This window comes from Arthrobacter sp. CJL-S3 (assembly GCF_056711635.1).
The window spans coordinates 4,311,611-4,334,612 of the sequence record NZ_CM160046.1; the positions used below are offsets into that span (position 1 = coordinate 4,311,611).

26 protein-coding genes are annotated in these 23,002 nt (G+C 68.6%); 15 read left to right on the forward strand and 11 right to left on the reverse strand.

Annotation, left to right across the window (positions count from 1 at the left end):
- Positions 1-39: 39 nt before the first annotated feature.
- On the reverse strand, positions 40-1,116 hold the full coding sequence (locus AC06G6_RS19820; RefSeq protein ID WP_479825006.1) for an ATP-dependent DNA ligase: 1,077 nt from the start codon (positions 1,114-1,116) through the stop codon (positions 40-42).
- 94 nt (positions 1,117-1,210) lie between these two features.
- Here AC06G6_RS19820 and AC06G6_RS19825 point away from each other — a divergent pair, with 94 nt between their 5' ends.
- The 3 genes from AC06G6_RS19825 (at position 1,211) to AC06G6_RS19835 (ending at position 4,296) form a co-directional block, all read left to right on the forward strand.
- Positions 1,211-2,206, forward strand: a complete 996-nt coding sequence (locus AC06G6_RS19825) for a TIGR03885 family FMN-dependent LLM class oxidoreductase (RefSeq protein ID WP_479825008.1) — start codon at positions 1,211-1,213, stop codon at positions 2,204-2,206.
- Positions 2,203-3,897, forward strand: a complete 1,695-nt coding sequence (locus AC06G6_RS19830; RefSeq protein ID WP_479825010.1) for an alpha-amylase family protein — start codon at positions 2,203-2,205, stop codon at positions 3,895-3,897. The genes AC06G6_RS19825 and AC06G6_RS19830 overlap by 4 nt, the downstream gene beginning before the upstream one ends.
- Before the next feature lie 162 nt (positions 3,898-4,059).
- Positions 4,060-4,296 carry a hypothetical protein gene (locus AC06G6_RS19835; RefSeq protein ID WP_307456947.1) on the forward strand — a complete coding sequence of 79 codons (237 nt, stop codon included), beginning with the start codon at positions 4,060-4,062 and terminating at the stop codon, positions 4,294-4,296.
- 5 nt (positions 4,297-4,301) lie between these two features.
- Here AC06G6_RS19835 and AC06G6_RS19840 read toward each other — a convergent pair whose 3' ends face one another.
- The 4 genes from AC06G6_RS19840 to AC06G6_RS19855 form a co-directional block, all read right to left on the reverse strand.
- Positions 4,302-4,589, reverse strand: a complete 288-nt coding sequence (locus tag AC06G6_RS19840) for a MoaD/ThiS family protein (protein ID WP_479825013.1) — start codon at positions 4,587-4,589, stop codon at positions 4,302-4,304.
- 5 nt (positions 4,590-4,594) lie between these two features.
- Complete coding sequence (locus AC06G6_RS19845; protein WP_479825015.1) at positions 4,595-5,734, reverse strand: WD40/YVTN/BNR-like repeat-containing protein; 1,140 nt, start codon at positions 5,732-5,734, stop codon at positions 4,595-4,597.
- A gap of 114 nt (positions 5,735-5,848) precedes the next feature.
- Complete coding sequence (locus AC06G6_RS19850; RefSeq protein ID WP_307456954.1) at positions 5,849-6,049, reverse strand: hypothetical protein; 201 nt, start codon at positions 6,047-6,049, stop codon at positions 5,849-5,851.
- Between the two features lie 77 nt (positions 6,050-6,126).
- Entirely contained in the window at positions 6,127-6,477 is a 351-nt protein-coding gene (locus AC06G6_RS19855; protein ID WP_479825017.1) for an ArsR/SmtB family transcription factor, read from the reverse strand.
- A 92-nt stretch (positions 6,478-6,569) separates the two neighbouring features.
- Between AC06G6_RS19855 and AC06G6_RS19860 the strand changes: the two genes are divergently transcribed.
- The 7 genes from AC06G6_RS19860 to AC06G6_RS19890 all read left to right on the forward strand — a co-directional run bounded on the left by AC06G6_RS19860 (position 6,570) and on the right by AC06G6_RS19890 (position 13,780).
- Positions 6,570-7,952, forward strand: a complete 1,383-nt coding sequence (locus tag AC06G6_RS19860; protein WP_479825020.1) for an FAD-dependent oxidoreductase — start codon at positions 6,570-6,572, stop codon at positions 7,950-7,952.
- A gap of 25 nt (positions 7,953-7,977) precedes the next feature.
- The gene (locus tag AC06G6_RS19865; protein ID WP_479825022.1) at positions 7,978-9,246 is read left to right on the forward strand and encodes an MFS transporter; all 1,269 of its coding nucleotides are present in this window, start codon (positions 7,978-7,980) and stop codon (positions 9,244-9,246) included.
- Positions 9,247-9,285: 39 nt separating this feature from the next.
- A complete protein-coding gene (locus AC06G6_RS19870) occupies positions 9,286-9,798 on the forward strand; it encodes a universal stress protein (protein WP_479825024.1) in 513 nt (170 codons plus the stop codon).
- Between the two features lie 24 nt (positions 9,799-9,822).
- On the forward strand, positions 9,823-10,380 hold the full coding sequence (locus tag AC06G6_RS19875; RefSeq protein ID WP_479825026.1) for a DinB family protein: 558 nt from the start codon (positions 9,823-9,825) through the stop codon (positions 10,378-10,380).
- Positions 10,381-10,605: 225 nt separating this feature from the next.
- Positions 10,606-10,953 carry a metal-sensitive transcriptional regulator gene (locus AC06G6_RS19880; protein ID WP_479825027.1) on the forward strand — a complete coding sequence of 116 codons (348 nt, stop codon included), beginning with the start codon at positions 10,606-10,608 and terminating at the stop codon, positions 10,951-10,953.
- Between the two features lie 67 nt (positions 10,954-11,020).
- Entirely contained in the window at positions 11,021-11,251 is a 231-nt protein-coding gene (locus AC06G6_RS19885; RefSeq protein ID WP_479825029.1) for a heavy-metal-associated domain-containing protein, read from the forward strand.
- A 114-nt stretch (positions 11,252-11,365) separates the two neighbouring features.
- On the forward strand, positions 11,366-13,780 hold the full coding sequence (locus AC06G6_RS19890) for a heavy metal translocating P-type ATPase (protein ID WP_479828780.1): 2,415 nt from the start codon (positions 11,366-11,368) through the stop codon (positions 13,778-13,780).
- Between the two features lie 19 nt (positions 13,781-13,799).
- On the opposite strand, the gene AC06G6_RS19895 is transcribed toward AC06G6_RS19890, so the two are convergent.
- Positions 13,800-14,072: a DUF2277 domain-containing protein gene (locus AC06G6_RS19895; RefSeq protein ID WP_307456977.1), complete on the reverse strand. Its 273-nt coding sequence runs from the start codon at positions 14,070-14,072 to the stop codon at positions 13,800-13,802.
- Between the two features lie 178 nt (positions 14,073-14,250).
- On the opposite strand from AC06G6_RS19895, the gene AC06G6_RS19900 reads away from it, so the two are divergent.
- Complete coding sequence (locus tag AC06G6_RS19900; RefSeq protein ID WP_056432770.1) at positions 14,251-14,514, forward strand: hypothetical protein; 264 nt, start codon at positions 14,251-14,253, stop codon at positions 14,512-14,514.
- Positions 14,515-14,581: 67 nt separating this feature from the next.
- Here the strand turns inward: AC06G6_RS19900 and AC06G6_RS19905 are convergent, their stop codons facing one another.
- Positions 14,582-15,589 carry an EamA family transporter gene (locus tag AC06G6_RS19905; protein WP_479828783.1) on the reverse strand — a complete coding sequence of 336 codons (1,008 nt, stop codon included), beginning with the start codon at positions 15,587-15,589 and terminating at the stop codon, positions 14,582-14,584.
- Between the two features lie 123 nt (positions 15,590-15,712).
- Between AC06G6_RS19905 and AC06G6_RS19910 the strand changes: the two genes are divergently transcribed.
- Positions 15,713-16,255, forward strand: coding sequence for a CGNR zinc finger domain-containing protein (locus AC06G6_RS19910; RefSeq protein ID WP_479825033.1), 543 nt, complete (start codon positions 15,713-15,715; stop codon positions 16,253-16,255).
- A 74-nt stretch (positions 16,256-16,329) separates the two neighbouring features.
- Here AC06G6_RS19910 and AC06G6_RS19915 read toward each other — a convergent pair whose 3' ends face one another.
- From AC06G6_RS19915 to AC06G6_RS19925, 3 genes are all read right to left on the reverse strand, one after another.
- Entirely contained in the window at positions 16,330-16,695 is a 366-nt protein-coding gene (locus AC06G6_RS19915) for a hypothetical protein (protein ID WP_479825035.1), read from the reverse strand.
- A gap of 84 nt (positions 16,696-16,779) precedes the next feature.
- Positions 16,780-17,373, reverse strand: a complete 594-nt coding sequence (locus tag AC06G6_RS19920) for a hypothetical protein (protein WP_479825037.1) — start codon at positions 17,371-17,373, stop codon at positions 16,780-16,782.
- A gap of 87 nt (positions 17,374-17,460) precedes the next feature.
- Positions 17,461-18,816, reverse strand: a complete 1,356-nt coding sequence (locus AC06G6_RS19925; RefSeq protein ID WP_479825039.1) for an MATE family efflux transporter — start codon at positions 18,814-18,816, stop codon at positions 17,461-17,463.
- A 147-nt stretch (positions 18,817-18,963) separates the two neighbouring features.
- Between AC06G6_RS19925 and AC06G6_RS19930 the strand changes: the two genes are divergently transcribed.
- Together AC06G6_RS19930 and AC06G6_RS19935 are read left to right on the forward strand one after the other, a co-directional pair.
- The gene (locus tag AC06G6_RS19930) at positions 18,964-19,398 is read left to right on the forward strand and encodes a DoxX family protein (RefSeq protein ID WP_479825041.1); all 435 of its coding nucleotides are present in this window, start codon (positions 18,964-18,966) and stop codon (positions 19,396-19,398) included.
- A gap of 141 nt (positions 19,399-19,539) precedes the next feature.
- Positions 19,540-20,514, forward strand: a complete 975-nt coding sequence (locus AC06G6_RS19935; RefSeq protein ID WP_479825043.1) for an acyl-CoA thioesterase — start codon at positions 19,540-19,542, stop codon at positions 20,512-20,514.
- A 3-nt stretch (positions 20,515-20,517) separates the two neighbouring features.
- Here the strand turns inward: AC06G6_RS19935 and dnaB are convergent, their stop codons facing one another.
- Positions 20,518-21,900 (reverse strand): replicative DNA helicase, encoded by a 1,383-nt coding sequence (gene dnaB, locus AC06G6_RS19940; protein ID WP_024367946.1) that lies wholly within the window; start codon positions 21,898-21,900, stop codon positions 20,518-20,520.
- Positions 21,901-22,531: 631 nt separating this feature from the next.
- Between dnaB and AC06G6_RS19945 the strand changes: the two genes are divergently transcribed.
- Entirely contained in the window at positions 22,532-22,999 is a 468-nt protein-coding gene (locus AC06G6_RS19945; protein WP_479825045.1) for a hypothetical protein, read from the forward strand.
- The last annotated feature ends 3 nt before the right edge of the window (positions 23,000-23,002 follow it).

Sequence of the window (23,002 nt, forward strand, 5' to 3'; positions counted from 1 at the left end):
GGCTTCTCCGTGTCGCGGCGGACGGACCGGAACGCCGGGTCAGCCCGTGCCGGTCGCCAGCACCTCGGCCAGATCGTACCTGACCGGCTCTTCGAGCTGTTCATAGGTGCACGAACGCGGATCCCGGTCCGGGCGCCAGCGGACAAACTGCGCCGTGTGCCGGAACCGTGTCCCCTCCATGTGGTCGTACTTCACCTCAACCACGCGGTCCGGGCGGAGCGGAGTAAAGGAAAGGTCCTTGCCGCCGCTCCACCGGCTGCCCTCGGCATTGCGCGGGGTCCGGGTCCCTTCCTCCTGCCGGGCCCAGTCCCAGGGGTGTTCCTCGAAGCTGGTCACGAGCGGCTGGAGCTCCTCGAAGAGCTCCTTGCGCCGTTGCAGCGGAAAGGCCCCCACCACGCCCACGCTCGCCAGTCCGCCCGCGTCGTCGTAGAGCCCCAGCAGCAGCGAGCCGATCCGGTCCGGCCCGGAGGTGTGTACCCGGTACCCGGCGACCACGCAGTCGGCGGTGCGGGCATGTTTGACCTTAAACATGGAGCGCTTGTCCGGCAGGTAAGGCCCGTCCAGCGGCTTGGCCACGATCCCGTCGAGCCCGGCGCCCTCGAACTGGTGGAACCACTCCTCGGCGGTTCCCCTGTCCCGGGTCGCGGCGGTGAGGTGGACCGGGGCCGCACTTCCGGCGAGCACGCGTTCCAACGCCGCGCGCCGCTCGGCGAAGGGACGGGCGGTGAGGTCCTCGTCGTCGAGCGCCAGCAGATCGAACGCGACGAAACTCGCCGGCGTCTGTTCGGCCAGCAGCCGGACCCGGCTCGCGGCGGGGTGGATCCGCTGCTGCAGGGTGTCGAAGTCGAGCCGGTCGCCGGAGGCGCCGACCATGATGATCTCGCCGTCGAGCACGCAGCGCGGCGGGAGGTTTGCCTTCAGGGCCTCCACCAGTTCGGGGAAGTAGCGGGTCAGGGGCTTGCCGTTGCGGCTGCCGATCTCCACGTCGGCGCCGTCGCGGAAGATGATGGAACGGAACCCATCCCACTTCGGCTCGAACATCAGGGCGCCGTCGGGCAGGGACGTCACGGCTTTCGCCAGCATGGGGGCGATCGGGGGCATCAGGGGCAGTCGCATGCCCCTATTGTTGCCGGGCCCCGCGCCGCCCGCCAGAGGCCCGGCGGGGCAGGCTTTCCTCGACATCCGGCCGGGCCGAGGGTAGACATGAACGATGGCTACCCTCGGTTTCCACGCATCGCACGAACAGATCAGTCCCGGCCAGCTCCTCAAGGACGTGCAGCTGGCGGAGCAGGCCGGCTTCGACGCCGCCATGTGCTCGGACCACATCGAACCCTGGTCCGCCCGGCAGGGCCATTCCGGTTTCGCCTGGTCCTGGCTCGGGGCCGCGCTGGCCACCACCAAGCTGCGCCTCGGCGTCGTGACGGCTCCGGGCCAGCGCTACCACCCCGCCATCATCGCGCACGCCTCGGCCACCCTCGCGGACATGTTTCCCGGCCGGTTCTGGCTGGCGCCGGGCAGCGGCGAGTACATGAACGAGCACGTCACGGGGGACGCCTGGCCGGACAAGGCGACGCGGCAGCAGCGCCTCGAGGAAGCCGTGCAGATCATCCGCGACCTCCACGACGGCCAGGAGGTGACCCGGGACGGCCTGGTCACCGTCCAGCAGGCTCGGATCTGGGACGTGCCGGAGATCAAACCGCCGCTGATTGCTCCGGCCGTCAGTGTGGAAACGGCGCGCCGCGGGGCGGCCTGGGCGGACGGGCTGGTGACGGTCAACCAGCCGCACGCGAAGCTGAAGGACATGCTCGCCGCCTACCGGGATGCCGGCGGCAGGGGCAAAGCCGTGCTCCAGGTGCACCTGTCCTGGGCGCCGACGGAGCAGGAAGCCGTGGCGGTTGCCCTGGACCAGTGGCGCAGCAACGTGTTTGCCCCGCCCATCCCCTGGGATCTTCCGACGGCGGCCCACTTCGACGGCGTCAGCGCCGACGTCGGGGAGGAACAGGTCCGCCAGGTCGTGAACATCTCGTCGGACACCGGGCAGCACGCGCAGTGGCTCGCCGAATATGTCGACCTCGGCTTCGACGAGCTGTACCTGCATTTCGTCGGACAGGAGCAGCCGCCCTTCATCCACGCCTTCGCGGAACACGTGCTCCCGCAGCTCCGAGGGTCCGGGACCCCACGCCAGGACCGGGAGGCCCGGCTGTGAGAATCGCCGAGACCTCCGACCTGTGGTGGAAGAACGCCGTCATCTACTGCCTGGATCCGGAGACGTTTTTCGACGGCGACGGCGACGGGACCGGAGATTTCGGCGGTCTGATCGAGCGCGTGGACTACCTCGCGGCTTTGGGAGTGACGTGCATCTGGCTGATGCCGTTCTACCCCACCCCCGACAAGGACGACGGCTACGACGTTACGGATCTGTACGGCGTGGACCGGCGGCTGGGCAACCTGGGCGACGTCGTGGAGTTCATCCGGACCGCGAAGGACCGGGGCATGCGGGTGATCGCGGACTTCGTCCTCAACCACACCTCGGACAAGCACCCCTGGTTCGTGGAGTCGCGCAAAGCGGTGGACAACCCGTTCCGCGATTACTACGTCTGGCGCAAGGACACGCCCCCGGATACCTCGGAGCAGGTGGTGTTTCCCGGCGAGGAGACCTCCATCTGGACCCAGGACAAGGCCACCGGCGAGTGGTACCTGCACATGTTCGCCAAACACCAGCCCGACCTGAATGTGGCGAACCCCAAGGTGCGGGACGAGATCGCCAAGTCAATGGGGTTCTGGCTGCAGCTGGGACTGGACGGCTTCCGGCTGGACGCGGTCCCGTTCTTCCTGGAGCTGCAGGGCACGTCCAAGGAGGACTCGGCGCAGGTCGACCCGCACGACTACCTCAGCGCGCTTCGCAGCTTCCTCAACCGCCGCAACGGCAGCGGCCTGCTCCTGGGCGAGGTCAACGTGCCCTACAAGGATCAGCTGACGTACTTCGGCGGCGCGGCAGGAAACGAGCTGAACATGCAGTTCGATTTCCTGTCCATGCAGAACCTGTACCTGTCCCTCGCCCGGGAGGACGCCCGGCCGCTGGCCAAGTCGCTCAGCTCCCGCCCGAAGATCCACCCGGACAACCAGTGGGCCATGTTTGTCCGCAACCACGACGAGCTGACCCTGGACAAACTCAGCGACGCCGAACGCGAGGAAGTCTTTGCCGCATTCGGACCGGACGAGGACATGCAGATGTACGGCCGCGGCCTGCGCCGCCGGCTGCCCACCATGCTTAACGGCGACCCCGCACGGATCCGCATGGTCTACTCGCTGATGTTCGCGCTGCCCGGAACGCCGGTGCTCTTCTATGGCGAGGAGATCGGCATGGGCGAGGACCTCACGGCGAAGGGCCGCTCGGCCGTACGGTCCCCCATGCAATGGAACGACACCGAGAACGGCGGATTTTCGACCGCCCCCGCGAAGGACCTCGTGGCCCAGGTGGTGGACGGCTACTTCGGGCCGAAGAACGTCAACGCTGCGGCGGCGAAGCGGGACCCGGGGTCATTGTGGAACTTCATGGCCACCCTGATCCAGCGCTACCGGGAGAGCCCCGAACTGGGGTGGGGCGACTTCGAACTCATCAAACAGCCCGCCGCGAAGGTGCTCCTGCACCGGTGCACCTGGGGCGGTTCGACCGTCGTCCTGGCCCACAACTTCGGGGCGGAGCCGGCGTCGGTGGCCGCGAACCTGACCTCCGTGGGGGACGCGGAGACGGGTTTCGAGGGCACCTACCTGCGGGACCTGCTGGACGGCCAGGACATCGAACTGGCGGACGACGGCGGTTTCGAGCTGGAGCTGGGCCGGTACGGCTACCGGTGGTTCCGGATCCAGCGCCCGGGTGAACGCCATATCCCGTGAGCCGGCAGCGGCTCCGGGGCCCTAGCGGACGCCGGTAACTCCCCCGGCGTCGAACGCTTACCCACGTCTTACCGGGCGGAAACGCAGCGGCAACATTGGCGAAGGACACTGGAAGTGCCGGCAAAGAGCAGGCACCACTCTCCAGTCCAGGAGGCCCCCGCCATGTTGAAGGAAGCCACAGCCCATGTAACCCGCATCCGTGCCCTGGATCAGCTGCACCGCGGCGACGAGATCGAGGCGCGCCTCAGGGTCGGCCCGAACTACGACGACGTCGTGATCCGGCGCGGCAGCGTCCAGGAAACCGCTCCCGGAATCGGCGTGGTCTGGATCATGGACCGGCAGTCCGGAACCCGGAAAGCCATCAATACGGACGAGTGCAGTCTCTGGCGGGTCGCCTGAGACCGCTAGCCTCCCGCGACGGACTGGATGATCAGGACCTCCTGGCCCGGGGAAACCTCGGTGGCCAGACCCTGCAGGCGGCGAATCTCATTCCCGTTGACGTATATATTCACGTAGCGTCGGATCGCCCCGGTTTCATCCCTTAACCGCCTCGACAGTGCCGGGTACCCCCCGGTCACCACGTCCAGCACCCCCTCCACCGTCACCGCGGTGTCTGCGGGCGCAGTCAGGAAGGACTGCCCGCCGGCCAGCGGCTGGAGCACGCTGGGCAGCACCACACTGATCCCGGCCACGGGGCTCAGGCGCTCACCGCGGCGCCGGGTCCCGCGGAGCCGGAGGCGAACGCCGGGGTGACGGCCGCGGCCCGCACGCACAGCACGTCCGGCAGGTGCGAAGCCACTTCGGCGAAATGCTCCCCCTCGTCGGCACTGGCGTAGACACTGCCGCCGCGCGTGCCGAAGTACACGCCGGCCGGTTCCGCCGCGTCAACGCACGCGGCGTCCCGCAGCACAGAGTTGAATTCCGCTCCAGGCAGTCCGTCGTCCAGCCGCTTCCAGCTCGCGCCGGCGTCGTCGGTCCGGTGGACCGCCAGCTTGCCCTCCGGCGGGATCCGCTCGCCGTCCGCCTTGAGCGGGACCACCCAGGCGGTGCCGGCCCGGCGGGGATGCGTCAGCATCACAAAGCCGAAATCCGCCGGCAGGCCTTCCGCGATCGATTCCCAGCTCTCGGCGTCGTCGTCGCTGCGGTAGACGCCGTGGTGGTTCTGCGCGTACAGCCGCCCGTCGACGGCAGCATCAGCGGCGATCTTGTGCACACACTGGCCGAATTCCGGGTTGGGGTCGGGCATGAAGTAGGCCGAGATTCCCTTGTTGCGCGGCTCCCAGGAGCTGCCGCCGTCGAGCGAGCGGTAGACGCCGCCGGTGCTCATCGCCACGTGCACCTTCTCGCCGGTGTGGTCGACGACGATGGAGTGCGCCGCGGCGCCCCCGTAGCCGGCCCCCCATTCAGCGCGATGCGGGTGGTCCCAGAGGCCGCGGTTAAGCTCGAAGTGTTCGCCGCCGTCGGTGGATTTCCAGACCGAGATCGGCTCGCAGCCGGCCCAGACAACCCCGGGCCGGGATTCGGCGTCGGGGTGGATCTGCCAGACGCGTTCCAGCGCGGCATCGGTGCCCTCGGGGAAGCGGATGGCGCCCTCAACGGGTTCGTTCCATGTTTCGCCCAGGTCATCGGAGTGGAAGACGGTGGGACCCCAGTGCTCGGAACGCACGCCGACCAGGATCCGGGTCCGGCCGTCGCGCGTGTCGATGCCGATGCTGGGGACTTCGCTCATCAGGAAGTGCGGGCCGGACAGGGACCAGTCCCTGCGGTCGGGGCTCGTCGCCAGCCAAAGGCCTTTTTTGGTGCCGATCGCCAGGACGTAACTCTCTGCTGTAGCCATGCCCAATATGCAACCACCCGAAGAGGATGCCCGCAATGGTTTTTCGCAGGCCGGTTCTGTCCGGCCCTGCGCCGCCGGCGGAACCGGCCTCCGTGCTGCGCGCCGGACGCCGGGTCAGTCGACGAATTCGGACTGCGTCTCGATGAAGTCCCAGTCGGCGTCGCTGAGCACCCCGGACACATCATCCGGGTGCGGGCCGCCGGCCTCGGCAATGCCCTGCAGCACGGTCAGCGGCAACTCGGTGGCCCGCAGGTTCTCCCGCAGCCACTCCTTGCTCGCCAGATCCAGATCCAGCCACCACATGAAGATTTCCACGGCGGTCACCCTTTCCTGAGGTTTTCAACGTTAGGCCCCACACCGGGGGTGTTCAAGTGCCGCAGGACTCTGGCTGCCTACAGGGCCGAGAGCACGTCCGCTGTCCGCTCCAGTGCGCCGGGGACCAGCGAGTAGTACGCCCAGGTGCCGCGCTTTTCGCGGTGCAGCAGCCCCGCGTCCACGAGGATCTTAAGGTGATGGGACACCGTCGGCTGGCCGAGGTGCAGCGGCTCGGTGAGGTCGCAGACGCAGGCCTCGCCGCCGTCGGAGGCCTTGACGATGGACAACAGCCGCAGGCGGTTCGGGTCGGCGAGGGCCTTGAAGAGCTGGGCCTTGCCCTGCGCCTCTTCCGCGCCCAGCACCTGCGCCCCGGAGGGGGTGCAGCAGGCTTCCGCCGCCGTGGACTCAAGCATCTGCAGGGTTGTCATGCCTCCATTATGCACCCATATTGACAGGTGTCGATATATGGGGAGATACTCGGCATATCGATCATCATCAATCTATCCAGACAGAGGGCACCATGGCTGTAACCACCAATCTTCCCGTCGCTGTCATCGGAGCGGGCCCGATCGGCCTCGCCGCGGCCGCCCACCTTCTGGAGCGCGGCCTTGAGCCGCTGATTTTTGAGGCCGGTCCGGCGGCGGGCGCTGCCGTCGAACAGTGGCGCCACATCCGCCTCTTCTCACCCTGGCGCTTCAACACCGACGCCGCCGCCACGCGCCTGCTCGCAGCCTCCGGGTGGGAAGCCCCACGGCCTACAGCGCTGCCGTTCGGCGGCGAGCTCGTCGATGCCTACCTGGCACCCCTGGCTGCGCTCCCGGCCCTGTCCTCCCGGCTGCACACCGGCGCCCGGGTGGTGGCCGTGACGCGCCAGGGCATGGACAAGACCCACAGCTGCGGCCGGGACGCCACACCGTTCCTGCTCACGGTCGAACACCCGGGCGGCGACGTCCGCGAGTACCAGGCGGCGGGTGTCATTGACGCCTCCGGCACCTGGGGCACCCGGAACCCGCTCGGTACTTCGGGACTGCCGGCGACCGGCGAATCCGCCGCAGGTGAGCGGATTTCCTCCGCCCTGCCGGACGTCCTTGACCGAGAGCGTGCGCGGTTCGCCGGCCGACGCGTCCTCGTGGTGGGCGCGGGCCATTCCGCCGCCAACACCCTGATCAACCTCGCCGAACTGGCGCGGCACGAGCCGGGCACCAGAATCCTTTGGGCCGTGCGGGGCGCCTCGGCCGCAAAGGTTTACGGCGGCGGCGACGCCGACGGCCTGCCCGCCCGCGGCCAACTCGGCGGCCGGCTGCGGCGCCTGGTCGAGGCCGGCACGGTGGAACTGCGCACCGGTTTCGGGATCACCGCCCTGACCACGAGGGCCGACGGTGTCACTATCAGCTCCGCCGACGGCCGCAGCCTGGCGGCCGACGTCGTTGTGCCCTGCACCGGCTTCCGCCCGGACCTGGACATCCTGCGGGAGCTCCGGCTGGAACTGGATCCCGCCGTGGAGGCCCCGCGCGACCTGGGTCCGCTGATCGACCCGGAATTCCACTCCTGCGGCACTGTCGCACCGCACGGCGCCAGGCTGCTGGAGCACCCGGACAAGGACTTCTACATCGTCGGGATGAAATCCTACGGCCGGGCGCCCACCTTCCTGCTGGCCACCGGCTACGAGCAGGTCCGCTCCGTCGCTGCCGCCCTGGCCGGGGACCGCGAGGCCGCGGACACCGTCCAGCTCGATCTTCCGGAGACCGGGGTCTGCTCCTCCGACGCCGGCACCAGCTGCGACGTCCCGGCCGCTTCCGCCGACCTTGTGGTCGAGACGGCCGGCGCCTGCTGCGGCACCCCCGAACCGGTCCTGGTGGGCTTTCCCACCGGACTTGCCCACGGCCGCTCCGGCGGAAACTGACGCCGCCGCGCGGCGGACTGGGCCCATGACCGCCCCCGGGGTACCGCCGCAGCCTGCCGCTGCGGGCGCTCCCCGGGGCGGCCTGGTCTCGCTCTGCATCACCCAGACGACTGGCTGGGGCCTGCTCTACTACTCCCTTCCCGCCGCCGTGCGGCCAATCAGCGAGGACACCGGCTGGGATCCTGCCCTGGTGACGGGATCCTTTTCCGCCGGACTGCTGGTGTCCGCCCTCGCCGGCATCCGCGTGGGCCGGATCCTGGACCGCACCGGGCCGCGGACCCTCATGGTCAGTGGCTCACTGATTGGTGTCCTGGCTCTGGCGCTGGTCGGCCTGGCCCCGAACCTGCCCCTGTTTGCAGCCGCGTGGCTGCTGGCGGGGACGGCTCAGGCCGCCATCCTCTATCAGCCGGCGTTCACGGTCATCAGCCGCTGGTACGGCCGCGATAGGGTCCGTCCGCTCACCACTCTGACGCTCGTGGCAGGCTTTGCCTCCACGATATTCGCCCCGCTGACCGCAGGCCTGACCGCCGCCATCGGCTGGCGCAGCACCTTCCTGGTCCTCGCGGCGCTGCTGGGGCTGGTCACGGTCCCGCTGCACGCCCGCTTCCTCAACCGCTCCTGGCCGGCCTCGGCCCATCCCGCCCGGCCCGCCGACGACCGCCGCCGGGTTCGCGCGATCACCCGGAGTCCGGAGTTCCTGGGGCTGCAGGCCCTGATGGTGCTGCTGTGCCTGGGTCTCTACACAGTGACGCTGAACATCATTCCGCTGCTGATGGAAAAAGGCGCCGATTACGCCAGCGCTGCGCTGGGCCTGGGGCTGGTGGGGGCAGGGCAGGTCGGGGGGCGCCTCCTGTTCGCCAGCATTCCGGTCCGTGCCCGCTTGGCCACAATCGCCGGAGCTGCCGCCGGAGCGGTCCTTTCGCTCGCCGTTCTCCCGGGTCCGCCCGGGCTGCTCATCGCCGCGGGAGTGCTCGCCGGAGCGGTCCGCGGCTGCCAGACGCTGCTCCAGGCCACCGTCGTTGCCGAGCGGTGGGGCATGTCCGGCCTGGGCGCCCTGCAGGGGCGCTTTGCCGCCCCGCTGACCGCGGTGACGGCGCTGGCCCCTGCCGCCGGCCCTGCGCTGGCTGCCTGGCTGGGCAGCTACACCGGGATGGCGTACGCCATGGCGGGTGCCGCCGGCCTTGCCGCCCTGCTGGCGGGCGCGATGCTCACCGTCGGAGCGAACCGCAATGGATCACCCGGCACGAAAGGGACCTCTTCCGCACCGCTGGCCAGCGGAAAGTCCGGGGAGTAAGTCCCTGTTCCTGACGTAGGGCGGGCGCCACAATTGAGTATGTCTGCCGAACGCACAAGTGGTCCGCCGCCCCTTGTGGTCGGCGTGCTCCCGGGACAGAGCCCCGAAGTGCTGCAGACCGCCGCCTCACTGGCCTCGAAACTCGCCGCCCCGCTGATCTGCGCCCACGTGGATGAGGCGAGTTACCTCGTGGAGTGGGATCCCGCGCGGTCCGCGCACCGGCTCTCACTGCACCCGGAGACGGACAACGCCGAAATCCGGGCCGTGACCCAGGAGCTGCGGAACAGCATCGGCTCGGCCTGCGACGCCCTCGGCATCCACTGGACCCTGCGGACGCTGGCCGGGGACCCGGCCCGGGCTTTGGGCCGGCTGGCAGCCGAGGTCGGTGCCACGATGATCATCGTGGGCACCCCGGAACCCGGCCTGGGTCACCGAATTTCCGCTGCCCTCAACGGTTCGGTGGCCGCGTGGCTCAGCCACCACCAGGACCATCCGATCCTCATCGTTCCGGTCCGGGCCGCCGTCCACCACCGGACCAGGCACGGCTCCTGACATGGTGCCTGACTGTGGGCCGGCGTGACCGTGCCGCTGGATCGGGAAGCCGTCGCCGCCGCGTATCGGCGCAACTGCGCAGAGCTCGAAGCGACCCTGGCAGCGGCCTCGCCCGACGCCCTCCACCGCCGCAGTGCGGGCACCCGCTGGACCAACGAGGAGCTGCTGTACCACATGGTGTTCGGCTACATTGTGGTGCTGGCCCTGCTTCCCTTGGTGCGGATCTTCGGACGGCTGCCTGTTTCCGCTAACCGCGGTTTCGCGTCGCTGCTGAACGCCGGTACCGTCCCGTTCGACGTCGTCAACTACTGGGGTTCCAGAGGGGGCGCACGTATCTTCCACCGCCGGCGGATGGCCGCCCTGCTGCGTCGGGTGACCTCGGCGCTGGAACGGCGGCTGCGGCGGGAGACGGACCCCGGCCTGGCCCGCCGGATGTACTTCCCGACGCGCTGGGACCCATTCTTCAAAGAGACCATGACCCTGGCGGATGTCTACGCATACCCCGTGGCGCATTTCGCCTTCCATGCCGCCCAGCTTTCCCTGGACGCGGACCCGGGGGAGCAACGGGGCTCCCGAAAGTAAAGTGAATGTTGTTATTCGGGGTGCTGGCTTTCTCCGCCCGCCGCCACGTAAGCTTGGATGCGTAGGCGGGAGAAAGACCGCCGACCCAAAGACAGCTCCGGAGTGCGTATCCCCCAATAACGCACTCCGGAGCTCTTTTGTGTCCGGACATTGCGCCCGAGTGAAGGCGGGGGATACCCCCGCAGGGTACTTGCTTCATACCCCCTGGGGGTATATGTTGGGCTCATGAACGAGCCCGAAGTCCCCGTCATGGAACCCGCGGACGCCGAGCAGCATCAGCAGCACGGCTATTCCGCCAACAAGGACGCCTACCTGCTGCGGCTGAAGCGTATCGAGGGCCAGGTGCGCGGCATCGCCCGGATGGTCGATGAGGACAAGTACTGCATCGACATCCTGACTCAGGTCGCCGCCGTTACTAAGGCCCTGCACGCCGTCAGCCTTGGACTGGTGGAGGAGCATATCGGCCATTGTGTCGTCGGCGCCGCCTCCGAACCGGACGCGAAGCTGCGGGCTGAAGCCATCGACTTCAAGGTCAAGGAGGCCACCGATGCCATCGGCCGCCTGCTGCGGTAGCGGCAACACCATCCACCAACCGTCGGGGCTGACGAACCACCAGCAGCCCACCCACAAGGAGCAAGCCATGAGCACCGTTTCCACCACCGTCAACGTCTCCGGAATGACCTGCGGCCACTGCGTGTCCTCCGTGAGCGAAGAGCTCGAATCCCTGGCCGGCGTTGAAGCCGTCGACGTCGACCTCAACTCCGGAGGCATCTCCACCGTCACGATCACCTCCACCGGCGCCCTGTCGCCCTCCGAGATCGGCGAGGCCGTTGCCGAAGCGGGATACCTGGTCGTGTCCAACCAATCCTGAGCACGGCCGCCAGGCACACCCCGCGCAGCACCAGGACAGACAGGGAAGACCGTGAGTAGAGAGCAACTGCTGGACCAGCCCGGAAGCCGGGTGATCGAGCTGGACATCGAGGGCATGACCTGCGCGTCCTGCGTCAGCCGCGTCGAACGCAAGCTCGGCAAGCTCGACGGCGTCACCGCCACCGTCAACCTGCCCCTGGAGTCAGCCCACGTCACCGTCCCCGCGGCCGTGACCGACGACCAGATCACCGAAACGATAGCCGCCGCGGGCTACAAGGCCACGATCCGCACCCCCCTGTACCCGGCCACCGTGATCGAATCAGGCGCCGCCAGTGCGCCGGATGTAACCGCCGGTGAGGGTGACCACAGCGTCGCCGCCGGGGACACGCGAAAGCGTGCGTCTAAGGGAGGGCCCCGCCGGCAGGGTTCCCTGGCCGAGCTTGCGAGGTCAGGGGGCCGGCGGGGAGGAACGACCGAGCACGCGGAGCGTGTCTTCGGTGGAGTCGCGGTTGGTGACCACACCGCGAGCCACCCGGCGTCGGCGTCGGCCAAGCTCCGCCCGCGCCTGATCGTCGCGGCCATCCTCACCGTCCCGGTGTTCCTGATTTCAATGTTCCCGGCCTTCCAGTTCGCCAACTGGGGCTGGGTCGCAGGAGCCCTGGCCCTGCCGGTGGTCACGTGGGCGGCCTGGCCGTTCCACCGGGCCGCGGCCGTCAACGCCCGGCACCTCGCCTCCACGATGGACACGCTGGTGTCCATCGGCGTGACCGCGGCCTACGCCTTCTCGGCCTGGCAGCTCTTTGCTGACCCGCGGATGACCGAGCATCCGGGCATGGAGGGTATGGGATCCGGCGGGCTGTACTTCGAGGTTGCCGCCGTCGTCACCACCTTCCTGCTGCTGGGCCGGTACCTGGAGGCCAACGCCAAACAGAAGGCCGGGGACGCCCTCAAGGCGCTGCTGAATCTGGGCGCCAAGGATGCCACGGTCCTCCGCGGGGGCCAGGAGCAGCAGATCCCGGCCGACCAGCTGGGGGTGGGCGACCTCATCGTGGTTCGCCCCGGCGAGAAAATTGCGACCGACGGCGTCGTCGTTGAAGGGTCCTCCGCCGTCGACGCCTCGCTGGTGACCGGCGAGTCCGTGCCGGTGGAAGTCGGACCGGACAGTCCGGTCACGGGCGCCACCATCAACACCTCCGGCCGGCTGCTGGTCCGCGCCACGCGCGTCGGCGCCGAAACCACCCTCGCGCAGATGGGCCGGTTGGTGTCCCAGGCCCAGACCGGCAAGGCGCCGATCGCACGCCTCGCGGACCGGATCAGCTCCGTGTTCGTGCCGGTGGTCCTGGCCATCGCCGCGGCCACCTTTGGCGCCTGGCTGCTGGCGGCCGCCCCGGACATCAGCGACGCCGACCTGCGCGCAGCGTTCACCGCCGCCGTCGCCGTGCTGGTCATCGCCTGCCCGTGCGCCCTGGGCCTGGCCACCCCCGTGGGGCTGCTCACCGGAACCGGCCGCGGAGCGCAGCTGGGCATCCTGATCAAGGGGCCGCAGGTCCTTGAAGACACCCGGACCGTTGACACCATCCTGCTGGACAAGACCGGCACCGTGACCAGCGGACACCTGGCCGTCGACGGCACCGAGGCGTTCGGCACTTTCAGCCCGGCCGAGGTGCTGCGTCTGGCCGGCGCAATCGAGGCCGCATCCGAACACCCGATCGCCCGCGCCGTCGCCGCGGCGGCACTCTCGGCGGAGCGCCGCGACAACGACGCCGGCGCCCTTCCTGTCGTCGCCAGTTTCCGCTCCGCCCCCGGCGGCGGAGTCCAGGGGACCGTCGAAGGCCGGCTCGTGACGGCCGGCCGCACGGGCTGGCTCCAGGAGAACGGCATCGTTCCCACGCCGGCGCAGCTGGAGGCCCTGGGCAAAGCGGAGGGCTCCGGGGCCACCGCGGTCTGGCTCGCCGTGGACGGGGAGCCGGCCGGAATCATCAGCCTGCGGGACACACTCAAGCCGGGCTCTGCCGCCGCGATCCTGCGGCTCCGGGGGCTCGGGCTCCGTCCGATCCTCCTGACCGGGGACAACGCCGCGGTCGCCGCGCAGGTGGCAGCCGCTGTCGGCATCGCTCCGGAGGACGTGTACGCCGGGGTGCTGCCGGAGGGCAAGGTCGAGGCCGTGCGGAAACTGCAGGCCGCCGGCGCCACCGTGGCCATGGCCGGCGACGGCGTCAACGACGCCGCGGCGCTGGCCCAGGCGGACCTCGGCATCGCCATGGGGTCCGGGACTGACGTCGCCATCGAGGCCGCTGACCTGACAGTCATGGGCAATCAACTGGGTCAGGTCGTCCAGGCGATCGAGCTGTCCCGACGGACGCTCACCACCATCAAGACGAATCTCTTTTGGGCCTTCTTCTACAACGCCATCGGGATCCCGGTGGCGGCCCTGGGCCTGCTCAACCCGATGATCGCCGGCGCCGCTATGGCTGCCAGTTCCGTGCTGGTCGTGGCCAACTCGCTGCGGCTGCGCAGCTTCGGCAGGTAGGTCCCCCGCCGGACGCGCCTCAGGCCGCGCCGAAGCGGACGGCAGCCCTGGCTTTCGCCTTGGCGGCTTCCTCCCCGCGGTCCCTTGCCGGGGCGTGGGTCACCAGGGAGTCCAGCAGGTGCTGGGTGGCGTGGGCAATCTCGTGCACCGCCCGGTTGAAGGCCTCCTCGTTGGCCTTGGACGGCTTGGTGCTGCCACTGATCTTGCGCACATACTGCAGCGCGGCGGCTTCCACCTCGGCAGTGGTGGCGTGAGGCTCGAAATTGTGGAGGGTACGGATATTTCGGCACATAACTCCATGCTAGGTGCCATGGCGCCCGGGATCGAGGGCATGGGGAGGCCTGCCCATCGACACTATTTCGCCGGGCAGGATAGTTTGGGTGCATTGGATCTTCCGGAGCAGCCGGGATCCGCCGGGGGGAGCCCACAAGGGTCCGGGTCCGGTTCTACGACTTGAGGAGATTTTTCGAATGGCTATTTGGGGTGCAGACATTGCTCAGCTCAAGACTCTTGGGACGAAGCTGCAGGCGGGTTCGTCGGAGATCGACAAGCAGAAGTCGCTGCTGACCAAGGTGCTTGAGGGCACCGACTGGAAGGGTCCGGACGCCGACAAGTTCCGCAGCGAATGGAACGGCCAGCACGTTGCCGCCCTGGCGAAGGTCTCCCAGGCGCTGCAGGAGGCCGGCAAGCAGGCCAGCCGCAACGCCACCGAGCAGGAAAGCGCTTCGCGCTAGGCAGAAGCCCGCAGAATCGAACCGGCCCGGACGCTACAGCGTCCGGGCCGGTTTCGTCGGACCCCGCCTACGGCACGGGTTCGACGTCGTTCGCGTGGTCGAGGGCCGCCGGACCGGCCCCGGAAGGGGTCCGGAGCTCGTCCAGCCGGACCAGGACGACGCCGCCGACAATCAGCAGCCCGCCCATGAGCTGGATGGGGCCCGGCAGTTCACCCAGCAGCAGCCACGCCCAGACGACGGCGAACAGGACCTCGGTGAGCGAGACGAAGGATGCCACTTTGGAGCCGAGTGCGCGCGCCGCCACAATGCCGGACACATAGGCGAGCACGGTGGCCAGCACCACGAGGCCGCCCAGGGCCACCCACCAGGGGGTGACCCAGGGGCCCAGCCGGGTGTCGGCCGTGCTGAAGCCCATCGGCAGCAGGCCGGTTGCCGCGGCAAGCCACATGGTGACGGCGCCGACCATGAGCCCTCCGGAGGCGAGGACGATCGGCGGGAGGGTGTCGTTTTCCCTGGCCGTGATGAAGAAGTAGATCGCCAGGCAGACCGCGGCCGCGATCCCCCACAGCACGCCGATGAGGTCGATCTTGACAGCCCCCGTGAGGTCCAGGACCAGGACCAGCCCGCCCAGGGACAGCAGGGTTCCGGCGATCGTCAGGGGACGCGGACGTTTGCGGCTGGCGGCCCAGAGCCACAGCACGATGATCACAGGAGCCAGATATTCCAGCAGCAGGGCGACCCCTACCGACAGGCGGGCCACCGCGTTGAAATAGAACAGCTGGCAGGCCGCGACCCCGATGAGGCCGAAGAGCAGCACCGTGAGCCAGTTGTCCCTGAGCTGGTGCCAGCGTCCACGCAGCGCCGGAATGGCGGGAACCGCCAGGATGATCGCCGCCCCGGTGAGGCGGGCAGTGACCGCGGCCCCGGGGGTCCAGCCGGTCTCCAGCAGTGCCTTGGCAAAGGAACCCGAGAGACCGAACACGGCCGAGGAAAACAGGGCTACTCCCAGGCCCGATGCCATAAAAGCAGATGCCGCACGGGGCCTGCCGGCACTGGGTTTTCCGGGGGCGCGCATTCCGGACTCGGTTGTGGCCGGTGCTTCGGCGGTGCGGCGTGCGGCAGACACGGGCTGCCTCCTGTCAGGAGTAAAGTAGGGTTATGCTCATGACAGTACGCCACGCCGACGTAAGGAGTCAAGATGCTTTTTGCCCCTGACACAGAGGTGGCCCTGCGGTCCGTGGTCAACCTGATCAACTCGGCGGCCAACGGGGATGAGCACCTGTCCACGACCGAGGACCTGGACCGCTTTCTGGAGGCCGAGGGATTCACCGGTTCCCGGACCCGGGACGCGGCCGAGCTGGCCGGCGTGAAACGCCTTCGCGCGGAGCTTGCCGGCCTTTGGCTGGCGGACGAATCCGCCGCCGTGGATACTGTGAACCGGCTGCTGCGGGAGGCGCGTGCGCTCCCCCAGCTCGTCAAGCACGATGAATGGGACTGGCACCTGCACGCCACGACCCCGGATGCACCCCTGGCGGACCGGATGAGCACGGAAGCCGCGATGGCCCTGGTCGATGTCATCCGCAGCAAGGAAATGGACCGCATGCTGGTCTGCGCCGCCGAGGACTGCGACGCCGTCGTGCTGGATCTCAGCCGGAACCGCTCCAAGCGCTACTGCGACACCGGGAACTGCGCGAACCGCGCGCACGTGGCGGCCTACCGGGCCCGGAAGGCGGCGTCCTGAGCGGCACGAAGCGCACTGCCGCGCCCCGGACGGGCCCTCCCTGCGGGACGAGTGGGTAGGGCGGCGTTCGAGGCTTAGCGGACGTCGTCGCCCGACGCGCGGGGGCCGGCATCCGGGGTGCCGGCGTCCGGCCGGGGCTGCGCCGGGTGGCCGCCGTGGCCGGAGTGTCGGGAGCTCAGGTTGACGCCGGACCCCTTGCCGAGCTGTTCATCGTTGGGCTTGTGGCCCATCGAAAGCATGGCAAGAACGACCAGGATCACAATGAAGGCGATGCCGGCGGCGGTGAATGCCAGGTCAAAGCGCGGGGTCTTGGCGCTGCCGCCGGAAGCGAACATCAGGGTGGCAACGAAGGCCAGCACTGCCCAGAAGGCGGAGAACATGAGCGGTCCCTTGACCGAGGTGCGCAGCTTGCGCGGTTCTCCAGATTTCTGCTGTGCCAAGGTGCTTTCCTCCTGCAGCCGACGCCGCCAGGCGTGGCAGTTGTGATGCCGCGATCGTTCTACGCAAGGTAGAACCTGTCGGTACTAGTTTACGGCCTTCGCGGATTCGGCCCGTGCATCGTGCCGCAGGGTCAGCCCGGCCAGCATCCAGAGCACGCCGCTGATGATGGCACCGCCGCCGGCGACGCCGAGGAGTGCATGCGGACCGAGGTCGATGAAGAACGGCAGCAGGCCGGCGGTGCCCACCCCGACGACGCCGGAAGCGATCCAGTCGCGGGCCAGCACGGACCGGCCGCGGTTGGTGATGCCGAGGTAGAGCTCGGCCGCTCCGGCCAGGCCCAGGCCCAGGGCGGCGAGGACCCCGAAGAGCAGGTTGCCGGACATCAGCCCGACAGCGGCGCCGGTTCCGGTCAGCACGGCGCCGGCGGCTGACAGGACCTTGCTGGACGCGGACCCGGCGCGGAGTCCGGTCATATTCACACTCCAGAGCAGCACCACGCCGGTGGCCAGCAGGTAGATGCCGCCGGCCCAGCCCATGCCCGCGGTGGAGGGCGCGGCCCAGAATACGGTCACAGCACCGAACGCCAGCGCCACGGCGGCCCGGACCAGCACCGGCTTCCAGAGATCCGCCGCGGCGGGCTGGGCGGTGGAGGCGTCGGGGTCTGCGGGAAGAGTCACCCGACCAGTTTAGTGCGAAGCCGCACCGGCGCGTGCCGGTATGCCGTGCGGAGCCGGAGGTACGGCGTGAGGGCCGGGCGGCAGGACTCAGTGCGAGCCGAGCACCATCCACCGGTCCGTCCGCGCGCGGAGGCCGAGGGTTAGAGCCCTGGCGGCCATGTAGCCCAGCGAGAACGCCGCCCACAGCCAGAGCAGGCCGGCGCCGCCGTCGGCCCCGGACTGACGGACGGCCAGCAGCAGCGGCAGATACACGGCAAGATTCACGACGCCGGCCAGCGCCAGGTACTTCGCGTCGCCCGCGCCGATCAGCACGCCATCGAGGACAAAGACATAGCCGGCGAGCGGCTGCCCGGCAGCGAGCACCCACAGCGCCAGCGTGAGGGCGGCCCGGACTTCGGCGTCGGACGTGAAGAGTAGGCCCGCCCACGGCGCCGCAACGGCGAGCAGGATCCCGGCGAGCACCCCAACACCGAGACCCCACCGGACCATGGTCCCGGTGAGCTCGCGCACCGCCGCGGGGCGGGATGCGCCGAGTTCCTTGCCGATAAGCGCCTGTGCGGCAATGGCAAGGGCGTCGAGGGCGAAGGCCAGGAACGTGAAGATGGTCATGGCGAGTTGGTGGGCGGCCAGGTTGACCGGCCCTTGGGCCGTGACCACCACGACCGTTGCGAGGATCGCAATGCGCAGGCTGAGCGTCCGCAGCATCAGCCACGAGCCCACTTTGGTCAGGGCCCTGATGCCGTGCCAATCGGGCAGCAGGGACACGCCATGATTGCGGGCATTGCGCTGGACCATCACCACGTAGACCAGGGCCATGGCCCATTGGGCGATGCTGGTGCCGATGGCGGAGCCGGTGACGGACAGCTGCAGCCCGTAGACCAGGATGAGGTTCAGCACCACGTTCAATGTGAAACCGGCAGCCGCGACGAACAGCGGCGTGCGCGTGTCCTGCAGGCCCCGCAGCACGCCGGTGCCGGCAAAGATGAGCAGCATCGCGACCAGCCCGGGCATCGACCAGCGCAGATAGTCGACGGCAAATGTCCGCACGTCGCCGGTGGCGCCCATCAGGTCCAGGAGCGGTTCGGCGGCGAGGAACCCGGCGGCGGCGAGGACGATTCCGAGCAGCAGTGCCAGCCAGACGCCGTCCCGCCCTGCGGCCAGCGCCCTGGGCAACTGACCGTTACCGATCGCCCGTGCCACGGCCGGGGTGGTGGAGTAGGCCAGGAACACCATGAGGCCGACCACGGTATGCAACACTGCGGATGCTAGTCCGACACCGGCGAGCTGGGCCACCCCGAGGTGACCGACGATTGCTGCATCCGCGAGGAGGAACAGCGGTTCGGCGATGAGCGCACCGAGGGCAGGGACTGCGAGGCGCAGAATTTCCCGCCGGCGGCCCGCCGCGGACGGGATGGCTGCGGGAGTCGGGACGGAGGCTGGCACGGAACCACCCTAGCGCCAGGGCCGGCGTCGCATGGCTTCGCATTAGTTGACTTTTCAACTACGTGGCGGAAGACTTTAGGTTGAATCTTCAAGTAAATCCGGGCGGTACGCACACCGCCGCGGCCCCCACGTCAGAACGGCACCCCCATGAACCAGCCCACACTCACCACCACGGCCCGCACCATCCTTCGCATCGTCACCGGCTTCCTCTTCGCCGCCCACGGCTGGCAGAAATTCAACGAGTTCACCATTGCCGGCACCCAGGCCGCCTTCGCGCAGATGGGCGTTCCGGCCGCCAACCTCGTCGCCCCGGTCGTCGCAACGCTGGAACTCGTCGGCGGCGTCGCGCTGATTCTCGGCGTGCTCACGCGTGTGTTCGCCGCCCTGCTCGCGGTAAACATGCTCGGCGCGCTGTTCCTGGTCCATGCCACGGCGGGAATCTTTGCCGCCACCGGCGGCTATGAACTGGTGCTGATCCTGGCTGCCGCTGCCCTGGCCGTGGCCCTGGTCGGCGCCGGCAAGGTCTCCGTGGACAAGGCCGTCTTCGGCCGCCCCGGATCCAGGCTCAGCGTCCTGGCCTAAGGACCTCTCCGCGCCAGGCGGCGCGTCGCGGCGGGCGGTCACCAACAGGTGGCCGCCCGCCGTCGTTGCCTGTGTGGCGTCCCGGACAGCGTTTGTGTCCTCGCCCGCGACGCTTCGGCGGCCCGTCAGTAAAATCACACCATGAGTGAGACTGCCGCCAATGCCGTGACCCTGCGTTTCCTCGCCGCGCCCACCGACGTCGGCCACAGCGGTTCGGTCGACGCCGGCACCGTGCTTGAGTGGGTGGACAAGGCCGCGTATGCGGCCGCGGTCGGCTGGGCCAAGTCCTACTGTGTGACGGCCTACGTGGGGAACATCCACTTTGCGGACCCGGTCAACAGCGGAGACATGGTTGAGGTCACGGCCACGATTGTCTACACGGGCCGGTCCTCCATGCACATCCGCACGGTGGTGTCCTCGGGCGATCCGAAGGGCGGCCCGGCCAAGATGCGCAGCCAGTGCATGGTGATCTTCGTGGCCGTCGGCGCGGACGGCAAGCCCATGCCGGTGCCGCAGTTTGAGCCGACCACGCCGGAGGAGATCGAACAGCGCGACCATGCGCTGGCGCGGATCAAGGTCCGCGAGGACATTGTCCAGGCAATGAGCGGGCAGGAATATACCGACGCCGGAACCGCCGAGAATGTTGTCCTCCGCTTTGTGGCCGCGCCCACGGACGTGAACTGGGGCGGCAAGGTGCACGGCGGCATCGTCATGAAATGGATCGACGAAGCGGCCTATGTCTGCGCCTCGCGGTACTGCGGAATGGACACGGTGGCCGTCTTCTCCGGCGGTGTGCGGTTCTACCGTCCGCTGCTCATTGGCCACGTGGTGGAGGTCGAGGCCCGGCTCGTCTACACCGGAACCAAGGGCATGCACATCGCGGTCCATGTCCGCTCGGGGGACCCCAAGGGACGCGAGCTGGACCTCACGACCTACTGCCTGACCGTGATGGTGGCACGCGACGAGCACGGCACGTCCGTCCCGATCCCGCAGTGGGTGCCGGTGTCCGAGGAAGACAAGCGGCTGCATGCCCACGCCCGCGAACTGCTGGAGATCCGGGGCCGGGCACCGGGGAACCGGCTGCCCAACCACCTGCTTCGGTCCGGCGGCGAGTAGCCCCTAGAAGCCGCCGCCCCCGGCGTCGGCCGCCATGTTGGCGAACCGGGAGTAGTGGCCCTGGAAGGCGACCACGATGTCCTTGGTGGGCCCGTTACGGTGCTTGGCGATGAGGATGTCGGCCTCGCCGGCACGCGGCGATTCCTTGTCGTAGACGTCTTCACGGTGCAGCAGGATGACCATGTCGGCGTCCTGCTCAATGGAGCCGGATTCGCGCAGGTCAGAGACCATCGGGCGCTTGTCCTGGCGCTGCTCGGAGCCACGGTTCAGCTGCGACAGGGCAATGACGGGGACCTGGAGTTCCTTGGCCAGCAGCTTCAGCGCGCGGGAGAACTCGGACACCTCCTGCTGGCGGGACTCCACTTTCTTGCCGGAGCTCATCAGCTGGAGGTAGTCCAGGATGACGAGTTTGAGATCGTGCTGCTGCTTCAGGCGCCGGCATTTGGCCCGGATTTCCATCAGCGACATGTTGGGGCTGTCGTCGATGAAGAGCGGGGCGTCATTCATCCGGCCCATCGTGGTGGCGATCTTGGACCACTGCTCGTCCTTGATCGTGCCCTTGCGCAGATCCTGAAGGCCGATCGTGGCCTCCGCGGACAGCAAACGCATGGCGATTTCGTTCCGGCCCATTTCCAGGGAGAACATCACGGTGGCGAGGTTGTTCTTGATGGCCGCGGAGCGGGCGAAGTCCAGCGCGAAGGTGGACTTGCCGACGGCGGGGCGGGCCGCGATGACGATCATCTGGCCGGGGTGCAGGCCGTGCGTGAGCTCATCAAGTTCGTAGAAACCCGTGGGAACGCCGGTCATGCCCTCCTCACGGTGGCCGGACGCTTCGATCTCGTCCACGGTGGACTCCATCACGTCCTTCAGGACAACGTAGTCCTCCGCGGTTCGGCGCTCCGCCACAGCGTAGATCTCGGCCTGCGCCTGGTTCACCAGGTCTTCGACCTCGCCGTCCTGGCCGTAGCCGAGCTGGACGATCTTGGTGCCGGCGTTGACCAGACGGCGCAGGACCGCGCGTTCGCCCACGATTTCGGCGTAGTACCCGGCGTTGGCGGCGGTGGGAACAGTCTGGATGAGCTCGTGAAGGTAGGCCGGGCCGCCGATCCGGTTGATCTCGCCGCGCTTGGTCAGTTCATCCGAAACGGTGACGGCGTCGGCAGGTTCGCCGCGGCCGTAGAGATCGATGATGGCTTCGTAGATCGTCTCGTGCGCCGGGCGGTAGAAGTCCACGCCGCGCAGGATTTCGACGACGTCGGCGATGGCGTCCTTGGACAGCATCATGCCGCCCAGCACGGATTGCTCGGCGGGAATGTCCTGTGGCGGCTTGCGGCTGCCTTCGGCTCCCCGAGTCCCCTCGACTGAGTCCAGATGCGTAACTGACAAAACTGCCGTCCTCCATTGTGTGCCTCGGCGGATGTCCGTGCGCCGGCGACGCGTGTGCCATGGGCCTTGGTGCCCGCTGGCGTCGACCCCGGCGTAAACCCGACAGGTTAACTACTATCAGCGGGCCCCGACACTCTGGCCGCCTTCCGGAACTGCCGGTTTTCCACAGCCCGGACCCAGGCCTGAGGGGCCGGGGTTGGAAGGGAAGCCAGCATCGGATTTCGGTATCCAAGGCTCGATATCCAGCAACGTTATCCCCCGCCGGGGCAGGCACCAACCCGGCCGGCCACCCCTCCTGTGGATAACCTGTGCACTACTGCCCCCTGCTTGTGCACAGCCTGTGGGAACAGCTGTGGATAGAAAGTTTCTTGTCCCCACAATCAGCGCCTGACGTGGGGAAACGCTGCTCTTACCGTGTGGACACAAAAGAATTTCCGGCCGCGTTCATCCACAGCGGCCGAGTCGTGGCTGGGGATAGCCGGTGGCCAGCGAGGGCACACAAGGCCGGAAATATGCACATTTCGTGATGGTCCTCACGGGGATTGGCCCGGCATTGACGCCACCGGCGCCGCACGGTATGCCGATCGCAGAATGTGCTGTGGATAACTGTGATCTGGCATAAGCTCTTCACATGGGCGATGTACTGCTAGTCATACTGCCTGCCCTCATCCTGGCAGCAGTCCTCTGGGCGTTTGCCACGGCCCTGAGACCCCGCGACTTCGGCATGTCCGACGCGGAGCGCTACCAACAGGAGCTGGCCGTCCGCTCCCAGGCCCACTATGCGGCCCAGGTCCAGGCCGCCACCGCCGCCCGGGCCCGCGTGGACGCCGTCACCCGTCCCAGCCAGAATGAACAGCAGCAGTCGCAGCAGGCGGACCATGCCCGCAGGGCGTTGCGCGCCCAGGTGGGTTCCGCGCCTGCCGCCGGGCAGCCCGGATATCAGGGGCACGTGCTCCCCGGCGGCCAACTAAACCCACAGTTCGCGCTACAGCTCCAGTCGATGGCACGAAACGGCAAGAAGCTTCAGGCCATCAAGCTGCTGCGGCAGGCGACCCATTCAGATCTTTTGACCGCCAAGAAATATGTAGATCGGCTGTAGTTT